This is a genomic window from Micromonospora globbae (assembly GCF_036184225.1).
Lineage (GTDB): Bacteria > Actinomycetota > Actinomycetes > Mycobacteriales > Micromonosporaceae > Micromonospora > Micromonospora globbae.
This window is the reverse complement of record NZ_CP108084.1, coordinates 278,542-300,843: the sequence shown is the minus strand read 5'-3', so window position 1 is coordinate 300,843 and position 22,302 is coordinate 278,542. Positions and strand designations below refer to the sequence as shown.

Sequence of the window (22,302 nt, the reverse complement as noted above, 5' to 3'; positions counted from 1 at the left end):
GTCGCTTCCCGTCGCTTCCCCCGTCGATCATGAGGTTGGCGGGGTCGAACCGGACAGTTCGCCCCGCCAACCTCATGATCACGCGACGGGCCGGGACGGCGGTGCGAGGCGGGACGGCGGCGGTGTGAGCTGGGCCAGGCGGCCGATCTCCAGGGCGGTCCACACCGTGCCGTCGGGCGCCACGGCGAGACCGTGCGGTTCGGCGGCCGGGGTGGGCAGGTCGTACGTCTCGATCCGCCCGTCCGGGTCGACGTGGCCGATCCGGTTGCCGCCCCACTCCGTGTACCAGGCGCCGCCGGCCGGGTCGGCGACGATCGCGTGGGGCCGCGCGGAGCGGTCCGGCAGCGCGTACTCCTCGATCCGGCCCTCGGGGTCGATGCGGCCGAGCTGGCCGGCGGCGATCTCCACGAACCACACCGCGCCGTCGCCCGCCGCGACGCCCACCGGGCCCGCCGCCTCCGTGGGCAGCGGATGCACCGCCACGTCGCCGTCGGTGCCGACCCGGGCGATCGCGTTCGCCTGGTTGAGCGTGCACCAGAGCGCGCCGTCGGGGCCGGCGGCCATCATCGAGGCGTACGCCCCGGTCACCGGCAGCGGGAACGTCGCCACCGTGCCGTCGGCGTCGACCCGGCCGACGCTGTCGGAGTTCATGCCGGCGTACCAGAGCGCGCCGTCCGGGCCGGTGACGACGCCGCACGGCCCGGTCCCGGCCGGCAGGGCGACCGCGCTGAGGTCGCCTTCCGTGGTGATCCGGCCGAGCCGGTCGTCGCCGGAGCGGGTGAACCAGAGCGCGCCGTCGGGGCCGGGCGTGATGATCAGCGGACGGCTCTCCGGCGCGTCGAGCGACCAGGTCCGCACGTCGCCGTCGGGTGCCACCCGGGCGATGCCGCCGGCGTGCACCAACGTCACCCAGAGCGCGCCGTCGGGCCCGACGGTGATGCCGTACGGGCCGGCGCCCGGGTCGGTCAACGGGATCTCGCGGATGACGGTGTGGGTCACGCTGTTTCCTCTCGTCGTCGGCGGGTCGAGGGCCACCCTGCCCGCGCGGCCTCGGCCCGGGCAACCCGTTTTGTCCGGTCGCGGGGCGGGCTCTCCTCACCGGGCTGGTGCCGCCCGCCGGGTTCGTGCTGCTCGCCGGGTTCGTGCCGCACGCCGGGGATCCTGCTCGCGGCGGCGATTGCCAGCTCGCTGACAGGTTCGTCACGGGTGGCGTCAAGCCCACCCGGTCACCGTCGGTGACGTCAACGCACACCGACGAGCTGGAGGACTGATGTCCCGCACGTTCAGGAAGAAGCACCTCCTGGCCGGTCTGGCCACGGCGGGCGTACTCGGCGTCGGGATCGCCGCGCCCACCATGGCGTTCGCCGCCGACAACGCCAGCCCGGCGCCGAGCGCCAGCACGACCGACGACGGCCAGCGGCAGAAGGCGTCCGACCGCCAGTCGGCGTTCGCCGAGGAGCTCGCCAAGGAGCTGGGCGTCTCCACCGACAAGGTGACCGCCGCCCTGGAGAAGCTGCGCGAGCAGCACAAGGCCGACCGGCCCGAGCGCCCGTCCGCCGAGGACCGGCAGGCGCGACTCGAGGAGCGGCTGGACCAGGCCGTCGAGGACGGCAAGCTCACCCAGGAGCAGGCCGACGCGATCCTCGAGGCGGTCGAGTCCGGCGTCCTCGGTGGCGGCGGCTTCGGCGGCCCCGGCAAGCACGGCGGCTGGGGCGGTCACGGTGACCGGGACGGCTCCGGCAGCCCCGAGGGTACGACCGGCAGCTGAACGCCGGCGGCCCCGACCGGTCACCCGGTCGGGGCCGCCACACCGGCCCGGCGTGCGTCAGGCGCCGGGGGCCGGCGGGGGCGTGAACACCCCGAACCGGTTGCCGGCCGGGTCGCGCAGGTGCGCCGACGTGAGCCCGTTGGGGTTCGTCTTCGCGGGCACCACCACCGCGCCGCCGGCCGCCTCGACGCGCCGGCACGTCGCCTCGACGTCGGTCACCTGGACGTAGAAGATCGCGTAGGTCGACGCGGCCCCGTCGGTGCCCCGGATCGCGCCACCGATCCCGCCGTCGGCGGCCTCGGTCGTCCGGTACGTGGCGCCACCGCCGCCCTCCTCCGTGAAGCGCCAGCCGAACACGTCGCCGTAGAACCGCTGCGCCTCGTCCGGCCGCTCGGTGCCGATCTCGAACCAGGTGACACCGTTGCTGACGGTCATGTCTGTCCTCCCGTTCCACGCGCCGGCCACCCGGCCGGCGCCGTCAGGAGTCAGCCTCGCGGCCGCCCGCGACACCGTCCTGTCGGTGTTTCCACATTCCCTCAGACAAGGCTCAGCGGGCGCACACGCTCGCGAGGGATGTCGAGGTCGTCGGGGCACAGCTCCCGGGTCACCAGCTCCGACAGCGGTCGCACCGACAGGATCCGGTCGGTACGGAAGGCGCGGACGCCGTCGCGCAGCCGGCACCAGGCCAGCAGGTACCAGTGCCGCGGGTTGCCCAGGTAGCCCAGCGGCTCCACGTCGCGCTCCGAGGCGGCGCCGGCGCGGTCGGCGTACCGGATGCGCAGCACCCGCCGCGCGAGCACCGCGTCGGCGACGCTGGCCGGGACGGGCGCCGCCGGCCCGTCGCCGATCAGGTGCACCCGGCCGGCGAGCCGGTGCGCCTCGACGGCGTCCGCGGCGGGCATCACGGCGAGCAGCTTGCGCAGCCCGCTGGCGGCCGCCGAGGCGAACGGCGTGCCGCGCAGCCGGTGCAGCGCCACCGCCATGGCCACCGCCTCACCTGCCGTCAGGTTCACCGGCGGCAGGGTGCGGGCGCGGTCGAGCACGTAACCGCCGGTGCGGCCGGGCTCGGCCCAGATCGGCACCCCGGACTGCTGGAGCGCGCCGATGTCGCGCTCGATGGTGCGGCTGCTCACCTCGAAGCGGGTCGCCAGCCACCGGGCGCTGCGCGGCCTCGGCGACACCGCGCGCAACTCCTCGACGATGGCGTAGAGGCGATCGGTGCGGTTCACCGCGCCAGGCTAGGCCGGGGGTACGACGCCGACAGCGCGCCGGACGCCCGGCCGACCCCGGGCACGGCCGGGCGGCGGCCGGGCTCTGCCGGCCGCCGCGGATCGGCCGGTCCGGGCCTCAGGCGATGCAGGCGCAGACGATCAGCGCGGCGCCGAGGTGCGTGGCGGCGCTGACCCGGGCCGCCGGATGCGGCTCGTCGGCGCAGATGATCTCGCCGAGCCGGCCCGGCGTGAGCAGGTCCAGCACGAAGAAGGCCAACGCCATGATCAGCAGCCCGATGAGGCCGAAGATCAGAGTGGACGCCAGCCCCTTGGCGAAGTCGCTGTAGCTCGTCAGCACCGCGGTGAACACGATCCCCGCGATGCCCAGCTGGTTGGCGGCCAGCAGCAGGGCGGCGTTGCCGTTGCGCCGCACCCAGATCAGTTCCCGCAACCGTCCGGGCGTCAGCAGGTCCACCAGCAGGAACCCGGCCGCCATGAGGGCGACCCCGACGACCCCGAACACGATGCTCTGCCAGGCCCCGCCGAGCAGATCCTCCAGCACCGATCGCCTCCCCGGTCACGCGCGGCCGGCGCGGTGCCGGCACGGTGATCGAGACGATAGCGGTGCCGCACAAGCGGCGGCGGACCCGAGTGCCGCGCCCGCCGCTGACCGGCTCAGAGGGAGAGGTAGCGCTGCCGCTCGTACGGGGTGACCTCGCGGCGGTACTGCTCCCACTCGGCCCGCTTGTTGCGCAGGAAGAAGTCGAAGACGTGCTCGCCGAGCACCTCGGCCACCAGCTCCGAGCCGGCCATCACGTCGATCGCCTCGGCCAGGTTCTCCGGCAGGGCCTCGTACCCCATGGCCCGCCGCTCGGCGCTCGTCAGCGACCAGACGTCGTCCTCGGCCCCCGGCGGCAGCTCGTAGCCCTCCTCGATCCCCTTCAGCCCGGCGCCGAGCAGCACGGCGAAGGCCAGGTACGGGTTGGCCGCCGAGTCCGGCGAGCGCACCTCGACCCGGGCCGAGTTCGGCTTGCCGTACGCGGGCACCCGGACCAGCGCCGACCGGTTGAGGTGGCCCCAGCAGACGTACGCCGGGCTCTCGGTGATGCGGTCCGGCAGCGCCTGGGGGAAGAGCCGCTTGTAGGAGTTGACCCACTGGTTGGTGACGGCCGTGTACTCGCGGGCGTGCGTGAGCAGCCCGGCGATGAACGACTTCGCCACCTTGGAGAGCTTCATGGGGTCGCCGCCGTCGTGGAAGGCGTTGCGCTCCCCCTCGAACAGGGACAGGTGGGTGTGCATGCCGCTGCCCGGCTGGTCGGTGAACGGCTTCGGCATGAACGTGGCCCGTACGCCGGTGGAGAGCGCCACCTCCTTGACCACGTGCCGGAACGTCATGATGTTGTCGGCGGTGGTGAGCGCGTCGGCGTAGCGCAGGTCGATCTCCTGCTGGCCGGGCGCCACCTCGTGGTGGCTGAACTCGACCGAGATGCCGATCCGCTCCAGGGCGAGCACGGCCTGGCGGCGGAAGTCCCGCGCCACCGCGTGGGTGGTGTGCTCGAAGTAGCCGCCGGTGTCGACCGGGGTGGGCAGGGAGCCGTCCGTCGGGCCGTTCTCCAGCAGGAAGAACTCGATCTCCGGGTGGGTGTAGAACGTGAAGCCCTTGTCGGCGGCCTTGGAGAGCGCCCGGCGCAGCACGTGGCGGGGGTCGGCCCAGGACGGGCTGCCGTCGGGGAGCAGGATGTCGCAGAACATCCGGGCGCTCTCGCCGCTCACCCCGCCCTCGAACGGGAAGACCTGGAACGTCGTCGGGTCGGGCATGGCCACCATGTCGGACTCGAAGACCCGGGCGAAGCCCTCGATCGCCGAGCCGTCGAAGCCGATGCCCTCCTCGAACGCCGCCTCCAACTCGGCCGGGGCCACCGAGACGCTCTTGAGGGTGCCGAGCACGTCGGTGAACCACAGCCGGACGAACCGGATGTCCCGCTCTTCCAGCGTACGGAGGACGAACTCCTGCTGACGGTCCACTTCCACCCCTCGCAGCACTCTTCTCCGCCACCGGCCGGGCCGGCGCGGCCTGACCGACCAGTCTCCACGGGTCTGGTTACGCCGACGTTACGCGAGCCGCACCCGGCCCGTCCGGGGTGTCCCGGGCCCCGTCCGCGCGTGGCCCGTCTCTCGCCGCGCCCGCCGTGTCGCTCCCGGGCCCCTGGGGCAAGATGAGGACATGCCCACCCTGCGTATCGCCCTGTCCCAGGTCAACCCGACCGTCGGCGACCTCGCCGGCAACGCGCACCTCGTCCGCACCTGGGCCCGGCGGGCCGCCGACGCCGGCGCCCACCTCGTCGCGTTCCCCGAGATGATGCTGACCGGTTACCCGGTGGAGGACCTGGTGTTCCGGCGGTCGTTCGTGGCGGCGTCGCGGGCGGCGCTGGACCGGCTCGCGGCCGACCTCGCGGGCGACGGGCTGGGCGAGCTGCCGGTGGTGGTCGGCTACCTGGACGCCGACGGCCCGCCGCAGGTCTCCGGGGACGCCGAGCCGGGCCGGGGCGCCCGCAACGCGGCCGCCCTGCTGCACCGCGGCGCCGTGGTGGCCACCTACTTCAAGCACCACCTGCCGAACTACGGGGTCTTCGACGAGGACCGCTACTTCGTGCCGGGCGACATGCTCACCGTGGTGCGCGTCGGCGGGGTGGACGTGGCGCTGACGATCTGCGAGGACCTGTGGCAGGCGGGCGGCCCGTTCACCGCGGCCCGGCAGGCCCACGTCGGCCTGGTGGTCAACATCAACGGATCGCCGTACGAGCTGAACAAGGACGACATCCGGCTGCCGCTGGTCCGCCGCCGGGCCGCCGAGGCGGGTGCCGCCATCGCGTACGTCAACATGGTCGGCGGCCAGGACGAGCTGGTCTTCGAGGGCGACTCGATGATCGTCTCGGCCGACGGCGAGCTGCTCACCCGCGCGCCGCAGTTCGTGGAGCACCTGCTGGTGCACGACGTCGAGCTGCCGGCGGCCGGTGAGCCGGTGGCCGAGGGCACCGAGATCGCCGACGGGATGCGGGTGGTCCGGGCCACGGTCAGCGAGAGCGTCCCGGCGCCGGCCGGCCCGCCGGCGGTGGGCGGTCTCATCGAGCCGGTCGCCGACGAGGCCGAGGTCTGGCAGGCGCTCGTGCTCGGCCTGCGCGACTACGTCAACAAGAACCGCTTCCCGTCGGTGGTGCTCGGCCTGTCGGGCGGCATCGACTCGGCCGTCGTGGCCGCGCTGGCCGTCGACGCGCTCGGGCCGGACCGGGTGGTCGGGGTGTCGCTGCCCAGCCAGCACTCCTCCGAGCACTCCCGCGAGGACGCGGCCGACCTCGCCAAGCGGACCGGGCTGGACTACCGGATCGAGCCGATCCAGCCGATGGTGGACGCCTTCCTGGCCAACCTGTCGCTCTCCGGCGTGACGGTCGAGAACCTCCAGGCCCGGGTACGCGGGGTGATCCTCATGGCACTGTCGAACCAGGAGGGCCACCTGGTGCTGACCACCGGCAACAAGAGCGAGCTGGCGGTGGGCTACTCGACGCTCTACGGCGACTCGGTGGGCGGCTTCAACCCGGTCAAGGACGTCTGGAAGACCCTCATCTGGCGCCTGGCCCGGTGGCGCAACGCCGACGCCGCCCGGCGCGGCGAGACCCCGCCGATCCCCGAGAGCTCCATCGGCAAGCCGCCGAGCGCCGAGCTGAGCCCGGGCCAGCTCGACAGCGACACGCTGCCCGAGTACGACGTGCTCGACCCCATCCTGATCGGCTACGTCGACGGCGACCTCGGCCGCGACGGGCTCGTGGCGGCCGGGCACGACCCGGCGGTGGTCGACCGGGTGCTGCGGATGGTGGATACCGCCGAGTACAAGCGGCGGCAGTCGGCCCCGGGCACGAAGATCTCGATGAAGGCGTTCGGCCGGGACCGGCGGCTGCCGGTCACCAACCGCTGGCGTGAGGACGGCTGACCCGTCCCGGGAGTGAGATCCTCCACTGCGCCCTGCCGCCGACGGCCGATCCGGTGCGACGATCGCGGCGGAACCCGGGGACCGCGTACGCGGCCTCGAGGAAGGAGACAGTCATGGTGGAATCCACCCCGACCGAGGTGACCGCCCTCTACGGCGGGCCGGCGACCCGGCGCGTCCGCACCCGTGACCTCGTCGCCGCCAAGGAGCGCGGCGAGCGGTGGGCGATGCTCACCTCGTACGACCAGTACACCGCGTCGATCTTCGACCAGGCCGGCATCCCGGTGCTGCTGGTCGGCGACTCGGCGGCCAACAACGTCTTCGGCTACGAGACGACGGTCCCGATCACCGCCGAGGAACTGCTGCCGCTCGTACGCGCGGTGGTGCGGGCCACCCGGCAGGCGCTGATCGTCGCCGACCTGCCGTTCGGCTCGTACGAGGAGGGGCCGACCCAGGCCCTGCGCACGGCGGTGCGGTTCATGAAGGAGGGCGGCTGCCACGCCGTGAAGCTGGAGGGCGGCCGGCGCTGCGCGGCGCAGATCGCCGCCATCACGTCGGCGGGCATCCCGGTCATGGCGCACATCGGCTTCACACCGCAGAGCGAGCACGCCATCGGCGGCTACCGCGTCCAGGGGCGCGGCGACGCCGCCGAGGAGGTAATCGCCGACGCCCGGGCCGTCGCGGAGGCGGGCGCGTTCGCCGTCGTCCTGGAGATGGTGCCCGGCGAGGTCGCCAAGCGGATCACCAACGAACTGCACATCCCCACGGTGGGCATCGGCGCCGGCCCGGACACCGACGCGCAGGTGCTCGTCTGGCAGGACATGGCCGGCCTGCGCAGCGGCCGGACGCCGCGCTTCGTCAAGCGGTACGCCGACCTGGCCGGCACCCTCGCCGACGCCACCCGCCGCTTCGCCGACGAGGTCCGCGGGGGGCAGTTCCCGGCCGCCGAGCACACCTTCTAGGCGTACGGAACCGGCACCGTCGCCGTCCCCGTACGCCGGGAACGACGACGGTGCCGGCGGCGATCGACGAGCTGGAGCGGGCGGACGCGGCCGTGCAGGTGCGCGGGCGCGGCCGGGAGATGCCGACCCACCACCCGCCTGCGGACGGCCCATCGAAGCCGGCAGGCGCACCGGTCCGCGCCCGGCCGGGTCCTCACAGGTCGGTGACGCGGATGCCGGCGTGGGCCTTGTAGCGCTTGTTGATGGCGATCAGGTTGGCGGTGAACGCCTCGATCTGGTGGGCGTTGCGCAGCCGGCCCGCGTAGATGCCCCGCATGCCGGGGATCCGGGCGGCCAGCGCGGCGACGGTCGCCGCGACGTCCCGCTCCTCGGTGCAGATCAGGACGTCCAGGTCGATCCGGTCGATCTCCGGGTCGGCCAGCAGCGGCGCGCTGACGTGGTTGAACGCCGCGCACACCCGGGAGTCGGGCAGCAGGCGGGCGGCCTGCTGCACGGCGCTGCCCTCCTCGACCCGGAGGGCGTACGGGCCCTGCTTGTCGAAGCCGAGCGGGTTGACGCAGTCGACGACGATCTTGCCGGCGAGCGGTTCGGCGAGGCCGGCGACCGTGGCGGCGTGCCCGTCCCACGGGACCGCGATGATCACCACGTCGCTGCGGCGGGCCACCTCGGCGTTGTCCGCGCCGGCCACGCTCGTGCCCGCCGGCACGCCGGGCAGGGCGGCGATCTCCTCGGCCGAACGCGCGGCCCGCTCCGCGTCGCGGGACCCGATCAGCACGGTCTGGCCCGCCCGGGCGAACCGGTAGGCGAGGCCCCGTCCCTGGTCACCCGTACCGCCGATGATGCCGACGGTCAGACCGGACACGTCGGGCAGCGTGCTCGCGTCGTATGCCATGGGCTCATCCTCGCAAACCCGGTGGCCCGTCAGCAGTTCCGGCCGTTGTGACAATCCCCGCTGGCGCACCGCCGGCCCGGCCGGCCCCACCGCACGGCCGCGGGTCCGGCCCGACCGCCAAGGTTCAGGCAGCGGCAGCCTGCCCCACATCTGGGGCAGCTCGACAGGACACGAGCGCCCCACCCGGCTCCAGGCCCGGGCGCGGTCCGGATCGACTCCGGGGTCACGCGTCGCGCGGCCGGCGCCGCGCCCCGCCGACGCCCGGCCGGATCCGGGATCAGGCGCGTTCGAAGAGTACGGTCCGGGCGGCCGGGTCGGCGGTGACCAGGCGGACCCGGATCCGTTCGCCGAGCGGCAGGTCGCCGAGGCAGCGGGCGCGTACCGGCGGGGCGTCCAGGGCCACGGTGCCGCCCGGCGGGCGGGGCCGGGACCGTCCGTTCGGTGGGGCGTCGACGTCGAGCACCGCCGCGTCGAACACCTCGCCCACCCGGTCGGCGAGCAGCACCGCCTCGGTGAGTTCGACGGCGCCCCGGGTCGCCGCGGAGGCCGTCCGGTCCGTCGTGGCCATGACGTCCGGCAGCCGGGGCAGCGCCGCGCGCGCCCAGTCCGGCACCGGACGGCCGTCGTGCAGGGCCAGGCAGACCTCGGTCGCGTACCGGTCGGCCAGCCGCCGCAACGGCGCCGTGACATGGGCGTACGCGGCCGCGACCCCGCCGTGCTCCGGCTGCTGCGGGATCTCGCCGTCGAACGCGGTGTACGCGGCGCCGCGCATCAGCTCCGCCGCCTGGTCGATGAACGCCGCCGCCCGGGGCTGGCCCGGGTCGAGCCGCGCGATGACCTCGCCGGGGCCGGCGCCGTCCGGCCAGTGCACGCCCAGCGGGGCGGCGGCGGTGCGCAGCCGCTGCACGGCCTCCGGCTTCGGAGCCGGCATCGTACGCAGCAGGCCGATCCGCCCGGCGAGCATGATGTCGGCCGCGGCCATCCCGGCGAGCAGGGAGATCTGGGCGTTGTGCTCCTCCATGGGCACCGGCGCACGCAGCACCAGCCGCCAGCCGTCGCCGTCGGCTTCCACCTCCTGCTCGGGCAGCGGAAGGTTGATGGCGCCGCGGTCGAGGCCCCGGGCGGTGAGACACGTGCCGATCTCGGGGAGCAGGGCGATGGGTTCGGGCAGCCGGCCGGCGTCGGCGTCGGCCTGGACACCCAGGTAGTCCAGCTTGGCCCGGCTGCGCACGAGGGCGCGTTCCAGCGTGACCGCCACGGTGGCGGCGTCGGCGTCCAGGTCGATGGTCCACACCACGGCGGCACGGTCGGCGTCCGGCAGCAGGCTCGCGGCGCCCTCGCTGAGCGTCTCGGGGTGCAGCGGCACGTTGCCGTCGGGAAGGTAGACCGTCTGCCCCCGCCGCCAGGTCTCCTCGTCCAGCGCCCCGCCCGGGCGTACGTGTGCGGCGACGTCGGCGATCGCGTACCGCACCCGGTAGCCGCCGCCCGGCCGGCGGCTGAGGTGCATCGCCTGGTCCAGGTCGCGTGACCCGGCCGGGTCCACCGTCACGAACGGGACGTCGGTGCGGTCGACCGCCGGCCGTGGCGGGTCGGCCGCCGCGGCGTCCGCCTCACGCCGCGCCGCGGCCGGGAACTCCTCGGGCAGACCCAGCTCGCGGCGCAGCGCGGCGAAGTCGATGCGGGGCGCGAGGACGCGTCGGATGACCACGGGGTCCATCCTGACAGCGCGGCGGACGATCCGCCCGACCAGGATCGGGTGGTCGCCGCGTACCCCCGGAGCGTCAGCGGGCCGACTTGCGGGCGGCTGCCGCCGCGCCCCGGGCGGTGGTGGCCCGCGCGGTGGTCGGCGTCGACTTCTTCGCCGGAGCCTTCCTCGCCGCCGTCTTGCGCGCCGTACCCCCGGCGGCGCCGGCCGTCTTCCGGGCCGGCGCCTTCTTCGCGGCGGTGCCGCGGGCGCCGCCCGCCGGACGGGTGGCGGCGGTGGTGCGCTTGGCCGGCGCCTTCTTCGCGGGCGCCTTCTTCGCCGGAGCCTTCTTCGCCGCGCCCGTGGTCTTCTTCGCCGCGCCCGTGGCGGTCTTCTTGGCGGCGCCCGTCGCCTTGCGGGCCGCCGAGGTCGTCTTCTTCGCCGCCGCCGTGGTGGTCCGCTTCGCGGCGGTCGTGGTCTTCTTCGCGGCGGCGGTGGACTTCCGTGTGGTCGTGCCGGCCTTCTTCGCGGCGGTCGACTTCTTGGCCGGCGCCTTCTTCGCGGCGGCCGACGTCTTCGCCGGTGCCTTCTTCGCCGTGGTGGCGGTCTTCCGGGCGGTGGTGGAGGCCTTGGTCGCCGCCTTCTTCGCGGGGGCCTTGGCCGCGGTCGTCTTCTTCGCCGGGGCGCGCCCCGCCCCACCGGTCGCCTTCGCGGCGGTCGCGCCGCCGGCGGCCCGGCGCGCGGGGGTGGTCCGGCTCGCGGTCGTGTTCCGCTCCGCCGCGGCGGTCTTCTTCGCGGTCGTACGTTTCGCGGCCGGGCGGGTGGCCTTCGGTGTTACGGCCATCTCGGTTCCCTCCTTGGGGACGTGCTCTCGCGTGTCTCCTCGCGGAGCACGGAGTACCTCGACGCGGGCGGTCCCGCGCCGTCTACCTGTCCTCCCCGGCCCAGCGGGCGTCCTCCGCCTCCCACGCTTCGTTGCGCTCCTGCACCCGCTGCAGGGCGTTCTCCGCGTCGGCGGCCGAGGCGTACGGGCCGAGCACGTGCCGTGCCGCACACACGTCGGCGTCGGTCTCGACCCGGTGGTGTCGGGTGCACCAGTAGTAGTGCCCACCACGTCCGCTGTCGCTCATGAGATCACTGTGCATCGCGAACCGCCCGGCCGCCACCGGAACACCACAAGTCGCCGATGGCATCCACAGTAGATCCGCTCCCGCCGGCGCGGGGCAGAAACGGGCAAAAACGACAACCCCGGGAGGCGGAAACTCCTTCGCACCCGCCGATCGGCGATCGGTGGCATCCGCGGGACGGACGGGACCACGGCGCGCCGCGGCGCCTGACAGGAGCCCGCGGTGGTGCTCAGCGAGGAGCGGCTGGCGCGGATCGACGCCGGGCTGGCCAAGGAGTACGAGCGGGTCGGCCGGTCGTTGAGCTGGTCCGGCTGAACCCGAGCCGGGCCGCCAGAGCTGAGCCCGAGCCGGCCGGCACGGCTGGCTGGGCTAGGGTCGCCGGGTGGGCGTACCGGAATACATCCAGCGGATGCGGAAGCACGTCGGCCATGACCTGCTGTGGTTGCCGAGCGTGAGTGCGGTGGTCCGCAACGACGCCGGGGAGCTGCTTCTCGGGAAGCGCGCCGACGACGGCCGCTGGTCGGTGGTGAGCGGCGTCGTCGACCCGGGCGAGCAGCCGGCCACCGCCGTGGTCCGGGAGGTACGGGAGGAGACCGGCGTCGACGTGGAGCCGGTCCGGCTCGCCAGCGTCGTCTCCCACCCGTACACGTACCCGAACGGGGACCGGTGCGAGTACCTCAACCTGGGCTTCGAGTGCCGCTGGCTCGGGGGCACCGCGCGGGTCAACGACGACGAGTCCGAGGCCGTCGAGTGGTTCCCGCCCGAGCGGCTGCCGGACCTCGACGCCCACGCCCGGCTCGTCATCGCACAGGCGCTGGCTCCCGCCGAGCGGGCGTACTTCCTGCCCGTGGGCGCGGTCTGGGACGACCACGCCGACGTCCGCTGACCGGTCGCACCGGCACCGTCCATCGTGGCCCGCGACCGACCGGCGCGCGGGCCACACCCGGCCGTCGATGCCGTGGTCGGGAGCCCGGCGTCGCGGGTCGCCCTTACACGAATGGTTGCGGCCTCATGGGGTACGCGAGCGCCGGATCGTGCCGCACCCGGCGACCTCGTCGCTCGGTGCGGAATCGCCGTGCCTGATCCGACCGGACACGAGAGGGGAGGCGTGCGATGAAGGACCGGATCCTGAGCAGGCTGAAGAAGGGCGCCAAGTCGATCATGATTCGCCGCCGGCGCCGGGACGCCGTGGTCAACAAGCCGACCGGCGCCACCAGGCCCGGCCGCCGCTACCAGTGAGCCGACGCTGCCGGTGCCGGCACATCCCGGCGGTACCCGTGGGCCCAGCGGCGCCCATGCGCCGGCCGTAGGTGCCGGCGGTAGGTGTCGGTAAATCCGGCGCTAGCGGTAGGTCCCGGTGAGCCGGCGCTAGCGGTAGGTCCCGGTGAGCCGGCGTTGGCGGGTGCTGTATCGACGCCCTCGTCGGCGTTCACCACGGCGCCATCGGGTCCGCGTCCGACCGGTCGGGCCCAACTGGCAGCGGACGGTCTGGGGTGTGATCGCGCGAGCCATCACCCGTGCCCGACCGCGACTTCGTTTAGCGACCAGCCGCCCACGTCAGCCCTTCTCCGCGGTCACCCTCCTCCACGAGCCGGGCAACACCCACGCAACCAGCGCGACTGGCCTGGTCAGGGCTGGGCCGGCTCGCCGCCGGCCGGTCGTCGGCACAACCGGCGAGAAGCAGGGTGACGCCGAGCAGACCCATGACGAGTGATCGATTCACCGGCGGATCGTATCCGGAAGATCACGAACGCGGCTGCCGGTCGGGCTCAGGGCAGAGAACCGATCAACGCCGCCAGGTCGCCGTGCACGAGGGGGAGGCCGTCCAGGTCGTTGATCCTGACCCATGCGATGTCGTCGTGCTCGTCGGGTGCGCGGTTGGTCGGTGAGCCGGTCCAGTCCGCGATGTGCCAGACGGCCACGTGAACGGCGTTCTCGCCGCTGCCGGCGTGCCAGTCGCCCAGCCGTGATGAGGATTCCGCCACGATGTGCACACCGAGTTCCTCGTGCATCTCACGGGCGAGGGCTTGTAGTTCCGACTCACCCGCTTCGACGTGCCCGCCGGGCAGATCCCAGAGATCGGGGTAGGCCCGGCGGGTGGGGCTGCGGTGGACGAGCAGGACGGCGCTGTCTTCCACGAGCGCGCCTGTGACGACGACATGCACGACGGGATTGGAGCACAGGGATAGGACAAGCTCGCCCCAGCCAGAGGGGCGCGCTGTCGGGCTCCGCCGCTGCGGACACAAGTCGAGTCTCGGGCTGACGCTGCGAGACCGCCGGGTTCGTGTCGGCGAGTGACGAACCACGGTGCGGTGAGTTCCAGGGCTGCGCCACTCATCGAGGCTGCGACCTGGTGGGCGACGGACGAGTCGACCTGTACGCCGGATTCTGTGCGCGGCGCGCCCCGGAGGGCGGCGCCGGCGGCGGTCATCCATCTCGGCCTGCCGTTGCCGACAGGCTCCAGCGGCCTACCCGCAGACATCGGACGGGCAGCCCTCGAGCGTCTGCGCGGGTCGTCGTCCTGCCGGTCGGCGACCCTTTCTTGGCCTTGCTCCGGGTGGGGTTTACCGAGCCACCCCGGTCACCCGGGGTGCTGGTGGGCTCTTACCCCACCGTTTCACCCTTACCGTCCCCGATGGGGCCGGCGGTCTGTTTTCTGTGGCACTGTCCCGCGGGTCGCCCCGGGTTGCCGTTAGCAACCACCCTGCCCTGTGGAGTCCGGACGTTCCTCGGCGGCGGGCCGGGGCCCGCCGACGCGACCGCCCGGTCGACTCGTCCGTCGCGCTGTTCATCCTAACGACGGCGACCCGCCGGCTATTGCCGGCCCGTCCCGGCCATCGCACCTCGGAAAAGCGGTGCGGAAAGGGCGCTTCGGCCCGGCGGGCGGCCGGGTGGGGCGGGTACTAGCCTCGGGGGACCATGGATCTTCCCCACGCCGCGCTGCTGCTCGCCGCCGGCCTCGCCGCGGGCACGGTCAACGCGGTGGCCGGTGGTGGCTCCCTCATCACCTTTCCCGCGATGATCGCGGTCGGGTTGCCGCCGGTGCCGGCGAACGTCAGCAACTCGGTGGCGGTGTTCCCCGGGTACGTGGCGAGCGTGGCGGGGAGCTGGATGGACCTGCCCAGCCGGCGGGTCCTGGCCCGGCTGGTGCCCACCACCGTGCTCGGCACGATCGCCGGTGCGCTGCTGCTGCTCGGCACGCCGGCGCGGGCGTTCGAGGTGGTCGTACCGTTCCTGGTGCTCGGCGCCACGGCGGTGCTGGCGTTCCAGGATCCGCTGCGCCGGCTCGTCGGCCACCCGCGGGACCTCCCGCCGCGCCGCCGTACGGTCACCGTGCAGACCATGGTCGCGCTCGGCTCGGTGTACGGGGGCTACTTCGGCGCGGCGCTCGGGGTGATGCTGGTGGCCGGGCTGGCGCTGGTGCTGGACGCCACGCTGGCCCGGGTCAGCGCCATCAAGAACCTGCTCTCGGCGGTGGTGGGACTCACCACGCTCGTGGTGTTCGCCCTCTTCGGGCCGGTGAACTGGGCGGCCGTCGGGGTGGTCGCACCGGCGACGCTGCTCGGCGGGTACGTCGGCGCGCGGGTGGTCCGCCGCCTGCCGCCGGTGGTGCTCAAGACCCTGATCGTGGTCTTCGGCACCGTGATCGGCCTCCACCTGCTGTGGCGCGCCCTGGTCTGACCCCCCACTCCCCCGCGATCTTGCACTTTCGGCCCTCGGTTCGGGGCATTTGTACCCTTTGCCGGGGCACAAAGTGCAAGATCGCGGGGGCGGGGGCGGGGCGGGGGCGGGGCGGGGGCGGGGGCAGCGGGTCAGTACGCCTCGCCGACCGGCTCCTCTGGGGCGCCCTCGGCGCGGGCGGCGGCGCGGTTCCAGCGGGACCAGAGCACCCGCTCGCCGTAGCCGGCGGCCATCACGTGCGCGGTGGCGAGGTAGACCAGCACGCCCGCCGCGAGCACCGCGAAGCCGACCCAGTACGGCAGCGCCAGGGAGCGCTCGGCGAGCTTCCCGGCGATGATCGGGGCCGGCGCGGCGGCGCCCCAGCGCACCAGGTTGAACGCCCCGGTGGCGAGCCGGCGGTCGCGGGAGCCGAGGCCGAGCGCCAGGTCGGTGAGGTTGGCGTTGGCCAGGCCCATGCAGAGCCCGGAGAGCACCAGCACGACCAGCGACTCGGTGGTGCCGGACGAGGTGGCGAAGAGCACCATGCAGACCAGGAGCCCGGCGACGGCCACACCGACCGTCTGCACCGCCCCGATCCGGTGGGCGAGCCGGTGGCCGATCACCAGGATGCCGGCCGCCAGGCCGAGACCCCAGCCGGTGAAGGCCAGCCCGAGTGGCACGACGTCCAGGCCGAGGAACAGCGGCGTGTAGCCGAGGACGACGAAGAACACGAAGTTGTACGCCGCGGTGACGGCGCAGAGCGCGACGAACGCGGGCCGCCGGTACGTGGCGAAGATCTGCCCGACGCGCACCGGCGCCTGCCGGTTGGTCGGCTCGCGCAGCTTGCGGGCGGCCACCGCGAGGGCGAGCACCATGAACACGCCGCAGACGAAGAACGGCAGCCGCCAGCTCACCTCGCCGAGCAGGCCGCCGAGCAGCGGGCCGACGGCGAAGCCGAGCCCGAGCGCGGTCTCGAAGAGGCCGACCACCCACTCCCGGTCGAGGGCCAGGTTGACGAGCACCACCATGGCGGTGGCGAAGAACATCGCGTTGCCGAGGCCCCAGACCCCGCGCAGCACGCTGAGCTGGACGATGTTGTTGCTGAACGACGCCAGGATGGCCGCGAGCCCGACCACGGACACGCCGGTGATCAGCACCGGTTTGAACCCGAAGCGGCCGCTGGCGAGGGTCGCCGGGATCATGCCGACGGCCATGACCGCGATGTACGCGGTGAAGAGGAGCTCGACCTGCCAGGCGGTGACCCCGATCGCCTCGCCGATGGCCGGCAGGATCGGGTCCACCACGGCGATGCCGGCGATGGCGAGGAACGCCACCAGCGTGGTGGCGTAGATGGCACTGCGGTTCGGTTCGGCGCGCCGATCCACTCCGCCTCCCAAGTAGCTGTATCGTACAGGTAATTCTCCTGTATCATACAGCTATGGGCGAGGACATCTCCACGGAAGCCGGCGACGTCACTCTGGGCCGGATCGAGACCGAGGTGGCGATGCTGATGCGGCTCGGCGAGGCCACCCGGCGGCGCACCAGCGCCGAGCACCGCGTGCTCGACCGCGCGGCGTACGTCATCCTGCGGCACCTGGCCGACGCCGGCCCGCAGAACGTCTCGGCGCTCGCCGCCCGACTCGACCTGGACGGCTCGACCGTGACCCGGCAGGTCTCGGCGATGCAGCGGGACGGCCTCATCACCCGCGAGCCCGACCCGCACGACGGGCGCGGGATGGTGGTCTCCCCCACTCCGGCCGGCCTGCAGCGCATGGCCGCCGTGCAGGCGGCTCGCACGCGGCTCTACGGCGAGATCCTCGCCGACTGGGCGCCGGAGGACCGGGACACCCTCGCCGAGATGCTGTACCGGCTCAACCAGTCCCTCGAACGCCGCCCCCGCCGCTGAGCCGGCCGGGAAACGCACCGCCAGGCCGCCCGCACAACCGGCCAGCCTGGCCCGTTCCCGGCCAACAGGACCGGCTGGCCGGGAACGGGCCGTCGGCGCGCAGGACCAGCCAGCGGCGACGCCGACCGCAGGACGGCGCCGGCCGCAGGTCCGGCCGACCACCGCCCGCACGAGGACAGGCCCCCGCACGGCGACGGGCGCTCGTGCGGGGGCCGGATTCCGTCAGGCCACCGGTTCGGGGGCGGCGTCGGCGTCCCGGCGGTCGCCGGGGGTCACGCGCGGGTCGCCCTCGTCGGCGAAGTAGTCGTCCGGCCGGGTGCCGTCGACGCCGTCGCGGACCTTGACCGCCCGCAGCAGCAGCGTCACGAGCGCCGCGACGAGCAGGTTGACCAGCACGGCCACGATCCCCACGTAGATCGTCTTCTGGGTGTCGAAGCCGAACTTCTCCAGCGGGAAGGCCGAGCCGGCGAAGTGCTTCCGGGTCGGGCTGGAGATCTGGTAGAGCATCCACATTCCGAGCCCCATGCCGGCCACCCAGCCCGCGACCAGCGCGCCGCGGTGGAACCAGCGGGTGTAGAGGCCGAGGGCCACGGCCGGCAGCGTCTGGAGGATGATCACGCCGCCGATGAGCTGCAGGTCGATGGAGAACTGCGGGTCGAGGAAGACGATGCAGGCCACCGCGCCGATCTTCACGACGAGCGAGGTGATCTTCGAGACGTTCGCCTCCTGCGCCGGGGTGGCGTCGCGCCGCAGGTACTCCTTGTAGATGTTGCGGGTGAACAGGTTCGCCGCCGCGATCGACATGATCGCCGCCGGCACGAGGGCGCCGATGCCGATGGCCGCGTACGCGACGCCGGCGAACCAGTCCGGGAACTGCTGGTCGAACAGCAGCGGCACGATCGTGTTGCTGTCGGTGGTGCCCTCCTTCGCACCCGGCAACGGCGTCACGTCGGCCGCGATCGCCATGTAACCGAGCAGCGCGATGAGCCCGAGCAGCAGGCTGTACGCGGGCAGGGCGGACATGTTCCGCTTGATGACGTCCCGGTTCCGGCTGGCGAGCACACCGGTGAGGCTGTGCGGGTAGAGGAAGAGCGCGAGCGCCGAGCCGAACGCGAGCGTCACGTACTGGAGCTGGTTGTTGGCGTTGAGCAGCACCCCGTCGCCCGGCGCCGGTGAGGCGTCGAACTTCGCGTCCGCCGCGGCGAAGATGTCGTCCCAGCCGCCGAGCTTGTACGGCAGCCAGAAGATCGCCACGAGGATCACGACGTAGATGAGCGAGTCCTTGACGAACGCGATGAGCGCGGGCGCCCGCAACCCGGACTGGTAGGTGTACGCGGCCAGGATGGCGAACGCCACGATGATCGGCAGGTGCCGGGCGATCGTGCTCTCGCCGGTCACCCCCATGGCCTTGAGCACCGACTCGATGCCGACCAGTTGCAGGGCGATGTACGGCATGGTGGCGACGATGCCGGTGATCGCGATCAGCAGCGCCAGCACGGGCGAGTCGAACCGGCTGCGGACGAAGTCGGCCGGGGTGACGAAGCCGTGCCGGTGCGACACCGACCAGAGGCGGACCAGCACCAGGAACACCAGCGGGTAGATGACGATGGTGTACGGCACGGCGAAGAAGCCCATCGCGCCCGCGCCGAAGACGAGCGCCGGCACGGCCACGAACGTGTACGCCGTGTAGAGGTCACCGCCGACGAGGAACCAGGTGATCCAGCCGCCGAAGTTGCGCCCGCCCAGCCCCCACTCGTCGAGGTGGGCCATGTCCCTCGGGGCCCGCCACCGCGCGGCCACGAAGCCCATCGCGCTGACCAGCAGGAACAGCAGCGTGAAGATGATGATCTCGGTGAGGTGGTCGCGCCACATCAGCGGTCACCCCGCCTCTTCGTGAGCTGGTACACCACGGTGGTGGTCGCCACGCCGAGGACGATGTAGGCGAGCTGGAGCCAGTAGAAGCGGGGGAAGCCGAACAGGCGTGGCGAGTCGCCGTTGAAGAACGCGGGCACCAGCGGCACCACGATCGGGACGAGCAGCAGCCAGTTCCAGGGACTCTTGTCCTTCGCCCTGGACGACGCCGTGAGCGGCGCCTCCGGGTCCGGTGCAGCCATGTGACACACCTCCGGGAAGTCATGACTCGCGTTGTGACGGCCGGAGGCTACGACTGTGTGACGGGCGTCACGCTTCCCGTTCCGGTGGTGCTGCGCCGAACGGCGGATCCGCTGCGCCGAATGGTGGGCCACAGGTTGCCGACTGGATCTGGCGCGATGCCCCGATGCCGGCCAGGTTCCTGGCCGGCTGACTCAGACGCTCGACAGGTGGGCGGTGTCGTTGACGGACCGGACCGCGACGCCGCCGTCGGGCCACAGGTCCAGCACGGAGATGCCGGCGGCGTCGAGGTAGAGCCGGTGCAGGAAGGCGTCGCCGGCCGCGAGGGCGTCGCGGAGGATCAGCTTGATCGGCGAGACGTGGGAGACCACCACGACGGTCTCCCGGGGGTACGCGGCGCACAGCGCGGCCACGGCCCGTGTCGCCCGCTCCGCGACCTGCACGAACGACTCCCCCTGCGGCGGCGCCACCGCCGTCGAGGCGAGCCAGGCGTCCAGTTCGCCCGGCCAGCCCTCGCGCACCTCGGCGAACGTCCGCCCCTCCCAGGCGCCGAAGTCGCACTCGATGAGGTCGTCGTCGCGGCGTACCGGCACACCGCCGAGCGCCGCGGCGATGGCCTCGGCGGTCGCCGTGCAGCGGGACAGCGGTGAGGTGACCACGGCGACCGCACCGGGCGCCAGCGCGGCCACCCGGGCGCCCGTGGCCCGCGCCTGTTCCCGCCCCCGGGCGGAGAGCGCGACGTCACCGCGGCCGGAGTAGCGCCGCTGCTCGGTGTACTCGGTCTCGCCGTGGCGGACGAGCAGCAGCCGGGTCGCCGTGAGGCTGGGGCGGGGCTCCCAGGAGGCGGGTGCCGTGGTCGCGTCGCTGCCGGTCGTCCGCGCCGTGGCGGCGTGGGCGGCGACCTCGCGGGCCGCATCCCGGGCCGCCGGGTCGGCGCCGCCGACCTCACGTGGGGGCTCGACGATGCGGGGCCGGTCGACCACCGGCCGGGCCGGCGCGCCGGCCGCCTCGTCCATGGCGGCGTTGGCCAGCGCGTCCGCGTGGCGGTTGCGCTCCCGGGGAACCCACGTGAAGCGCACCGCGGCGAAGCGGCTGACCAGTTCCGCGGCCTGCGCGGCGAGCGGCCGCAGCCCGGCGTTCTTGATCTGCCAGCGGCCGCACATCTGCTCCACCACGAGCTTCGAGTCCATCCGGGCCTCGACCTCCGTGGCGCCGAGGTCGGCGGCGGCCTCCAGCCCGGCGATCAGGCCCCGGTACTCGGCCACGTTGTTGGTGGTCACCCCGATCGACCCGGACCGCTCGGCGAGCACCTCGCCGGTGTCCGCGTCGCGGACCACCGCGCCGTACCCGGCCGGGCCGGGGTTGCCCCGGGACCCGCCGTCCGCCTCGACCAGGACCACCCGTGACGCCATCGCCGCCTACAGACCCGACTCGTTCGTCCGCACCATGATCCGCCGGCACTCCTCGCAGCGGACCACGTCGTCCGGGGCCGCCGCGCGGATCCGGGCCAGGTCGGCGCCGGCCAGCTCCAACCGGCAGCCGCCGCAGCGGCCCGCGGTGAGCAGCGCGGCGCCCAGCCCCGTGTCCTCGCGGATCCGGTCGTAGAGCGCCACCAGGTCGGACGGGAGGTCCGCGGCGAGCGGCGCCCGCACCGACCGCCTGAACTCCTCCTCCTTGGCGATCTCGGCGAGGCTCTCGTCGTGGCGCCGCTCGGTGGCCGCCCGCTTCTCCCGCGCCTCGGCGAGCCGCTGCTCCACGCCGTCGAGGACGCCCTGGGCGGTCTCCCGCTGCTCCATGAGCTCCAGCTCGGCGTCCTCCAGGTCGCTCTGCCGGCGGTTCAGCGACACCAGTTCGTGCTGGAGCGCCTCCAGCTCGCGGGCCGGGCCGCTGCCGGCGGCGAGCCGCGCCTCGTCCTTCTCCTTGCGGGCCCGGACCTGGTCGATGTCCTTCTCCAGCCGGGCGATGTCCCGGTCCAGGTCGTCGACCGCCACCTGGGCGCGTACCCGCTCGTCCTCCAGCGCGGACAGCTCCCGGGCCAGCGCCTCCAGCTCGGCCCGCTCGGGCAGCGTGCGGCGCCGGTGGGCGAGCTGTGCGAGTGCGGTGTCGATCGCCTGGAGGTCGAGCAGGCGGCGCTGGACCTGCGGGTCAGCCTTCACGTCGGGGCTCCTTGTCGTCCACAGCGGGTGCGCAAGCATGCACGGTCCACGGGTCGGTGTCCAGGTCAGACACCAGGGTCTCGACCCCCGGCGCCTCCCGCAGGAGCGCGGCCAGGTCGTCCAGCCACGGCCGCTCGGTCGCCCAGTGGGCGGCGTCGAGCAGGGCGGGCCCCTCGTCGGCGAGGTGCTCCCCGGCCGGGTGGTGCCGCAGGTCGGCGGTGAGGAACGCGTCCACGCCGGCGGCGGTCGCGTCGGTGAGGAAGGCGTCGCCGGAGCCGCCGCTGACCGCGAGCGTACGCACCGTCCGATCCGGGTCCCCGGCGGCGCGTACGCCCCAGGCGGTGGCGGGCAGCACGGCGGCGGCGTGCCGGGTCAGCTCGGCGAGGGTCATGGGGCGGGGCAGTTCACCGATCCGGCCGAAACCGCGCCCGGGGCCGTACGCGGGCGCGCCGGGCGCGGGCGGACGCAGCGGCCTCAGGTCGGTCAGCCCGAACCGGGCGGCGAGCGCGTCGGACACCCCGGGGGCGGCCACGTCGGCGTTGGTGTGCGCCACGTAGAGCGCCATCCCGGCCCGGATCAGCCGGTGGACGATCCGCCCCTTGTACGTGGTCGGCGCGACCGAGGAGACCCCGCGGAGCAGCAGCGGGTGGTGGGCGACGATCAGGTCCACGCCGGCGTCGAGCGCCTCGGCGACGGTCTCGGGCACCACGTCCACCACGCACAGAACCCGGCGAACCGGGGCGGACGGCTCACCGAGCACCAGACCGACCCGGTCCCAGTCCTCGGCCCAGACGGGCGGGTAGCGCCGCTCCAGCTCGGCCACCACGTCGGTCACCGTCGGT

At 73.8% G+C, this 22,302-nt stretch carries 23 protein-coding genes and 1 other RNA gene; 7 read left to right on the top strand and 17 right to left on the bottom strand.

Annotated elements, in window-relative coordinates; genetic code table 11:
• Window positions 1-78: 78 nt before the first annotated feature.
• Window positions 79-999 carry a Vgb family protein gene (locus OG994_RS01390; protein WP_328851960.1) on the bottom strand — a complete coding sequence of 307 codons (921 nt, stop codon included), beginning with the start codon at window positions 997-999 and terminating at the stop codon, window positions 79-81.
• Between the two features lie 271 nt (window positions 1,000-1,270).
• On the opposite strand from OG994_RS01390, the gene OG994_RS01385 reads away from it, so the two are divergent.
• Complete coding sequence (locus OG994_RS01385; RefSeq protein WP_328851959.1) at window positions 1,271-1,768, top strand: hypothetical protein; 498 nt, start codon at window positions 1,271-1,273, stop codon at window positions 1,766-1,768.
• 57 nt (window positions 1,769-1,825) lie between these two features.
• On the opposite strand, the gene OG994_RS01380 is transcribed toward OG994_RS01385, so the two are convergent.
• The 4 genes from OG994_RS01380 to glnA all read right to left on the bottom strand — a co-directional run bounded on the left by OG994_RS01380 (window position 1,826) and on the right by glnA (window position 5,004).
• Window positions 1,826-2,203 carry a VOC family protein gene (locus OG994_RS01380; protein ID WP_328851958.1) on the bottom strand — a complete coding sequence of 126 codons (378 nt, stop codon included), beginning with the start codon at window positions 2,201-2,203 and terminating at the stop codon, window positions 1,826-1,828.
• Window positions 2,204-2,304: 101 nt separating this feature from the next.
• Window positions 2,305-2,997, bottom strand: a complete 693-nt coding sequence (locus tag OG994_RS01375) for a helix-turn-helix transcriptional regulator (protein WP_328851957.1) — start codon at window positions 2,995-2,997, stop codon at window positions 2,305-2,307.
• 118 nt (window positions 2,998-3,115) lie between these two features.
• Window positions 3,116-3,541 (bottom strand): DUF350 domain-containing protein, encoded by a 426-nt coding sequence (locus OG994_RS01370; RefSeq protein ID WP_120327112.1) that lies wholly within the window; start codon window positions 3,539-3,541, stop codon window positions 3,116-3,118.
• Between the two features lie 113 nt (window positions 3,542-3,654).
• On the bottom strand, window positions 3,655-5,004 hold the full coding sequence (gene glnA / locus OG994_RS01365) for a type I glutamate--ammonia ligase (RefSeq protein WP_120327111.1): 1,350 nt from the start codon (window positions 5,002-5,004) through the stop codon (window positions 3,655-3,657).
• 199 nt (window positions 5,005-5,203) lie between these two features.
• Between glnA and OG994_RS01360 the strand changes: the two genes are divergently transcribed.
• Together OG994_RS01360 and panB are read left to right on the top strand one after the other, a co-directional pair.
• Window positions 5,204-6,964, top strand: coding sequence for an NAD+ synthase (locus tag OG994_RS01360; RefSeq protein ID WP_328851956.1), 1,761 nt, complete (start codon window positions 5,204-5,206; stop codon window positions 6,962-6,964).
• A gap of 113 nt (window positions 6,965-7,077) precedes the next feature.
• Window positions 7,078-7,923, top strand: a complete 846-nt coding sequence (panB, locus tag OG994_RS01355) for a 3-methyl-2-oxobutanoate hydroxymethyltransferase (RefSeq protein ID WP_120327109.1) — start codon at window positions 7,078-7,080, stop codon at window positions 7,921-7,923.
• 193 nt (window positions 7,924-8,116) lie between these two features.
• Here panB and npdG read toward each other — a convergent pair whose 3' ends face one another.
• The 4 genes from npdG to OG994_RS01335 all read right to left on the bottom strand — a co-directional run bounded on the left by npdG (window position 8,117) and on the right by OG994_RS01335 (window position 11,629).
• Complete coding sequence (gene npdG, locus OG994_RS01350) at window positions 8,117-8,815, bottom strand: NADPH-dependent F420 reductase (protein WP_120327108.1); 699 nt, start codon at window positions 8,813-8,815, stop codon at window positions 8,117-8,119.
• 277 nt (window positions 8,816-9,092) lie between these two features.
• Window positions 9,093-10,523 carry an RNB domain-containing ribonuclease gene (locus tag OG994_RS01345; RefSeq protein WP_328851955.1) on the bottom strand — a complete coding sequence of 477 codons (1,431 nt, stop codon included), beginning with the start codon at window positions 10,521-10,523 and terminating at the stop codon, window positions 9,093-9,095.
• A gap of 73 nt (window positions 10,524-10,596) precedes the next feature.
• The gene (locus tag OG994_RS01340; protein WP_120327106.1) at window positions 10,597-11,343 is read right to left on the bottom strand and encodes a histone; all 747 of its coding nucleotides are present in this window, start codon (window positions 11,341-11,343) and stop codon (window positions 10,597-10,599) included.
• Between the two features lie 82 nt (window positions 11,344-11,425).
• Window positions 11,426-11,629 (bottom strand): hypothetical protein, encoded by a 204-nt coding sequence (locus tag OG994_RS01335; protein ID WP_192902065.1) that lies wholly within the window; start codon window positions 11,627-11,629, stop codon window positions 11,426-11,428.
• Window positions 11,630-12,008: 379 nt separating this feature from the next.
• Here OG994_RS01335 and OG994_RS01330 point away from each other — a divergent pair, with 379 nt between their 5' ends.
• Both OG994_RS01330 and OG994_RS01325 read left to right on the top strand, forming a co-directional pair.
• On the top strand, window positions 12,009-12,512 hold the full coding sequence (locus OG994_RS01330; protein ID WP_328851954.1) for an NUDIX hydrolase: 504 nt from the start codon (window positions 12,009-12,011) through the stop codon (window positions 12,510-12,512).
• A gap of 227 nt (window positions 12,513-12,739) precedes the next feature.
• A complete protein-coding gene (locus tag OG994_RS01325) occupies window positions 12,740-12,865 on the top strand; it encodes a hypothetical protein (RefSeq protein WP_275670812.1) in 126 nt (41 codons plus the stop codon).
• A gap of 530 nt (window positions 12,866-13,395) precedes the next feature.
• On the opposite strand, the gene OG994_RS01320 is transcribed toward OG994_RS01325, so the two are convergent.
• Together OG994_RS01320 and rnpB are read right to left on the bottom strand one after the other, a co-directional pair.
• Complete coding sequence (locus OG994_RS01320; RefSeq protein WP_328851953.1) at window positions 13,396-13,791, bottom strand: NUDIX domain-containing protein; 396 nt, start codon at window positions 13,789-13,791, stop codon at window positions 13,396-13,398.
• Between the two features lie 196 nt (window positions 13,792-13,987).
• An RNA gene (rnpB, locus tag OG994_RS01315) (RNase P RNA component class A) lies at window positions 13,988-14,401 on the bottom strand.
• Between the two features lie 144 nt (window positions 14,402-14,545).
• Between rnpB and OG994_RS01310 the strand changes: the two genes are divergently transcribed.
• Complete coding sequence (locus OG994_RS01310; protein WP_328851952.1) at window positions 14,546-15,307, top strand: sulfite exporter TauE/SafE family protein; 762 nt, start codon at window positions 14,546-14,548, stop codon at window positions 15,305-15,307.
• Window positions 15,308-15,438: 131 nt separating this feature from the next.
• Here OG994_RS01310 and OG994_RS01305 read toward each other — a convergent pair whose 3' ends face one another.
• Window positions 15,439-16,671 carry an MFS transporter gene (locus OG994_RS01305; RefSeq protein ID WP_328851951.1) on the bottom strand — a complete coding sequence of 411 codons (1,233 nt, stop codon included), beginning with the start codon at window positions 16,669-16,671 and terminating at the stop codon, window positions 15,439-15,441.
• Window positions 16,672-16,724: 53 nt separating this feature from the next.
• Between OG994_RS01305 and OG994_RS01300 the strand changes: the two genes are divergently transcribed.
• Window positions 16,725-17,192, top strand: a complete 468-nt coding sequence (locus OG994_RS01300) for a MarR family winged helix-turn-helix transcriptional regulator (RefSeq protein WP_120330399.1) — start codon at window positions 16,725-16,727, stop codon at window positions 17,190-17,192.
• 222 nt (window positions 17,193-17,414) lie between these two features.
• Here the strand turns inward: OG994_RS01300 and mctP are convergent, their stop codons facing one another.
• The 5 genes from mctP to OG994_RS01275 all read right to left on the bottom strand — a co-directional run bounded on the left by mctP (window position 17,415) and on the right by OG994_RS01275 (window position 22,286).
• On the bottom strand, window positions 17,415-19,064 hold the full coding sequence (mctP, locus tag OG994_RS01295) for a monocarboxylate uptake permease MctP (RefSeq protein ID WP_328851950.1): 1,650 nt from the start codon (window positions 19,062-19,064) through the stop codon (window positions 17,415-17,417).
• Window positions 19,064-19,306 carry a DUF3311 domain-containing protein gene (locus OG994_RS01290; protein WP_120330397.1) on the bottom strand — a complete coding sequence of 81 codons (243 nt, stop codon included), beginning with the start codon at window positions 19,304-19,306 and terminating at the stop codon, window positions 19,064-19,066. The genes mctP and OG994_RS01290 overlap by 1 nt, the downstream gene beginning before the upstream one ends.
• A 192-nt stretch (window positions 19,307-19,498) precedes the next feature.
• Window positions 19,499-20,716, bottom strand: coding sequence for a bifunctional RNase H/acid phosphatase (locus OG994_RS01285; protein WP_328851949.1), 1,218 nt, complete (start codon window positions 20,714-20,716; stop codon window positions 19,499-19,501).
• Window positions 20,717-20,722: 6 nt separating this feature from the next.
• The gene (locus tag OG994_RS01280; protein ID WP_328851948.1) at window positions 20,723-21,460 is read right to left on the bottom strand and encodes a zinc ribbon domain-containing protein; all 738 of its coding nucleotides are present in this window, start codon (window positions 21,458-21,460) and stop codon (window positions 20,723-20,725) included.
• Entirely contained in the window at window positions 21,450-22,286 is an 837-nt protein-coding gene (locus OG994_RS01275) for a Nif3-like dinuclear metal center hexameric protein (protein ID WP_407942591.1), read from the bottom strand. Before OG994_RS01275 ends, OG994_RS01280 begins: the two co-directional genes overlap by 11 nt.
• Window positions 22,287-22,302 lie beyond the last annotated feature (16 nt).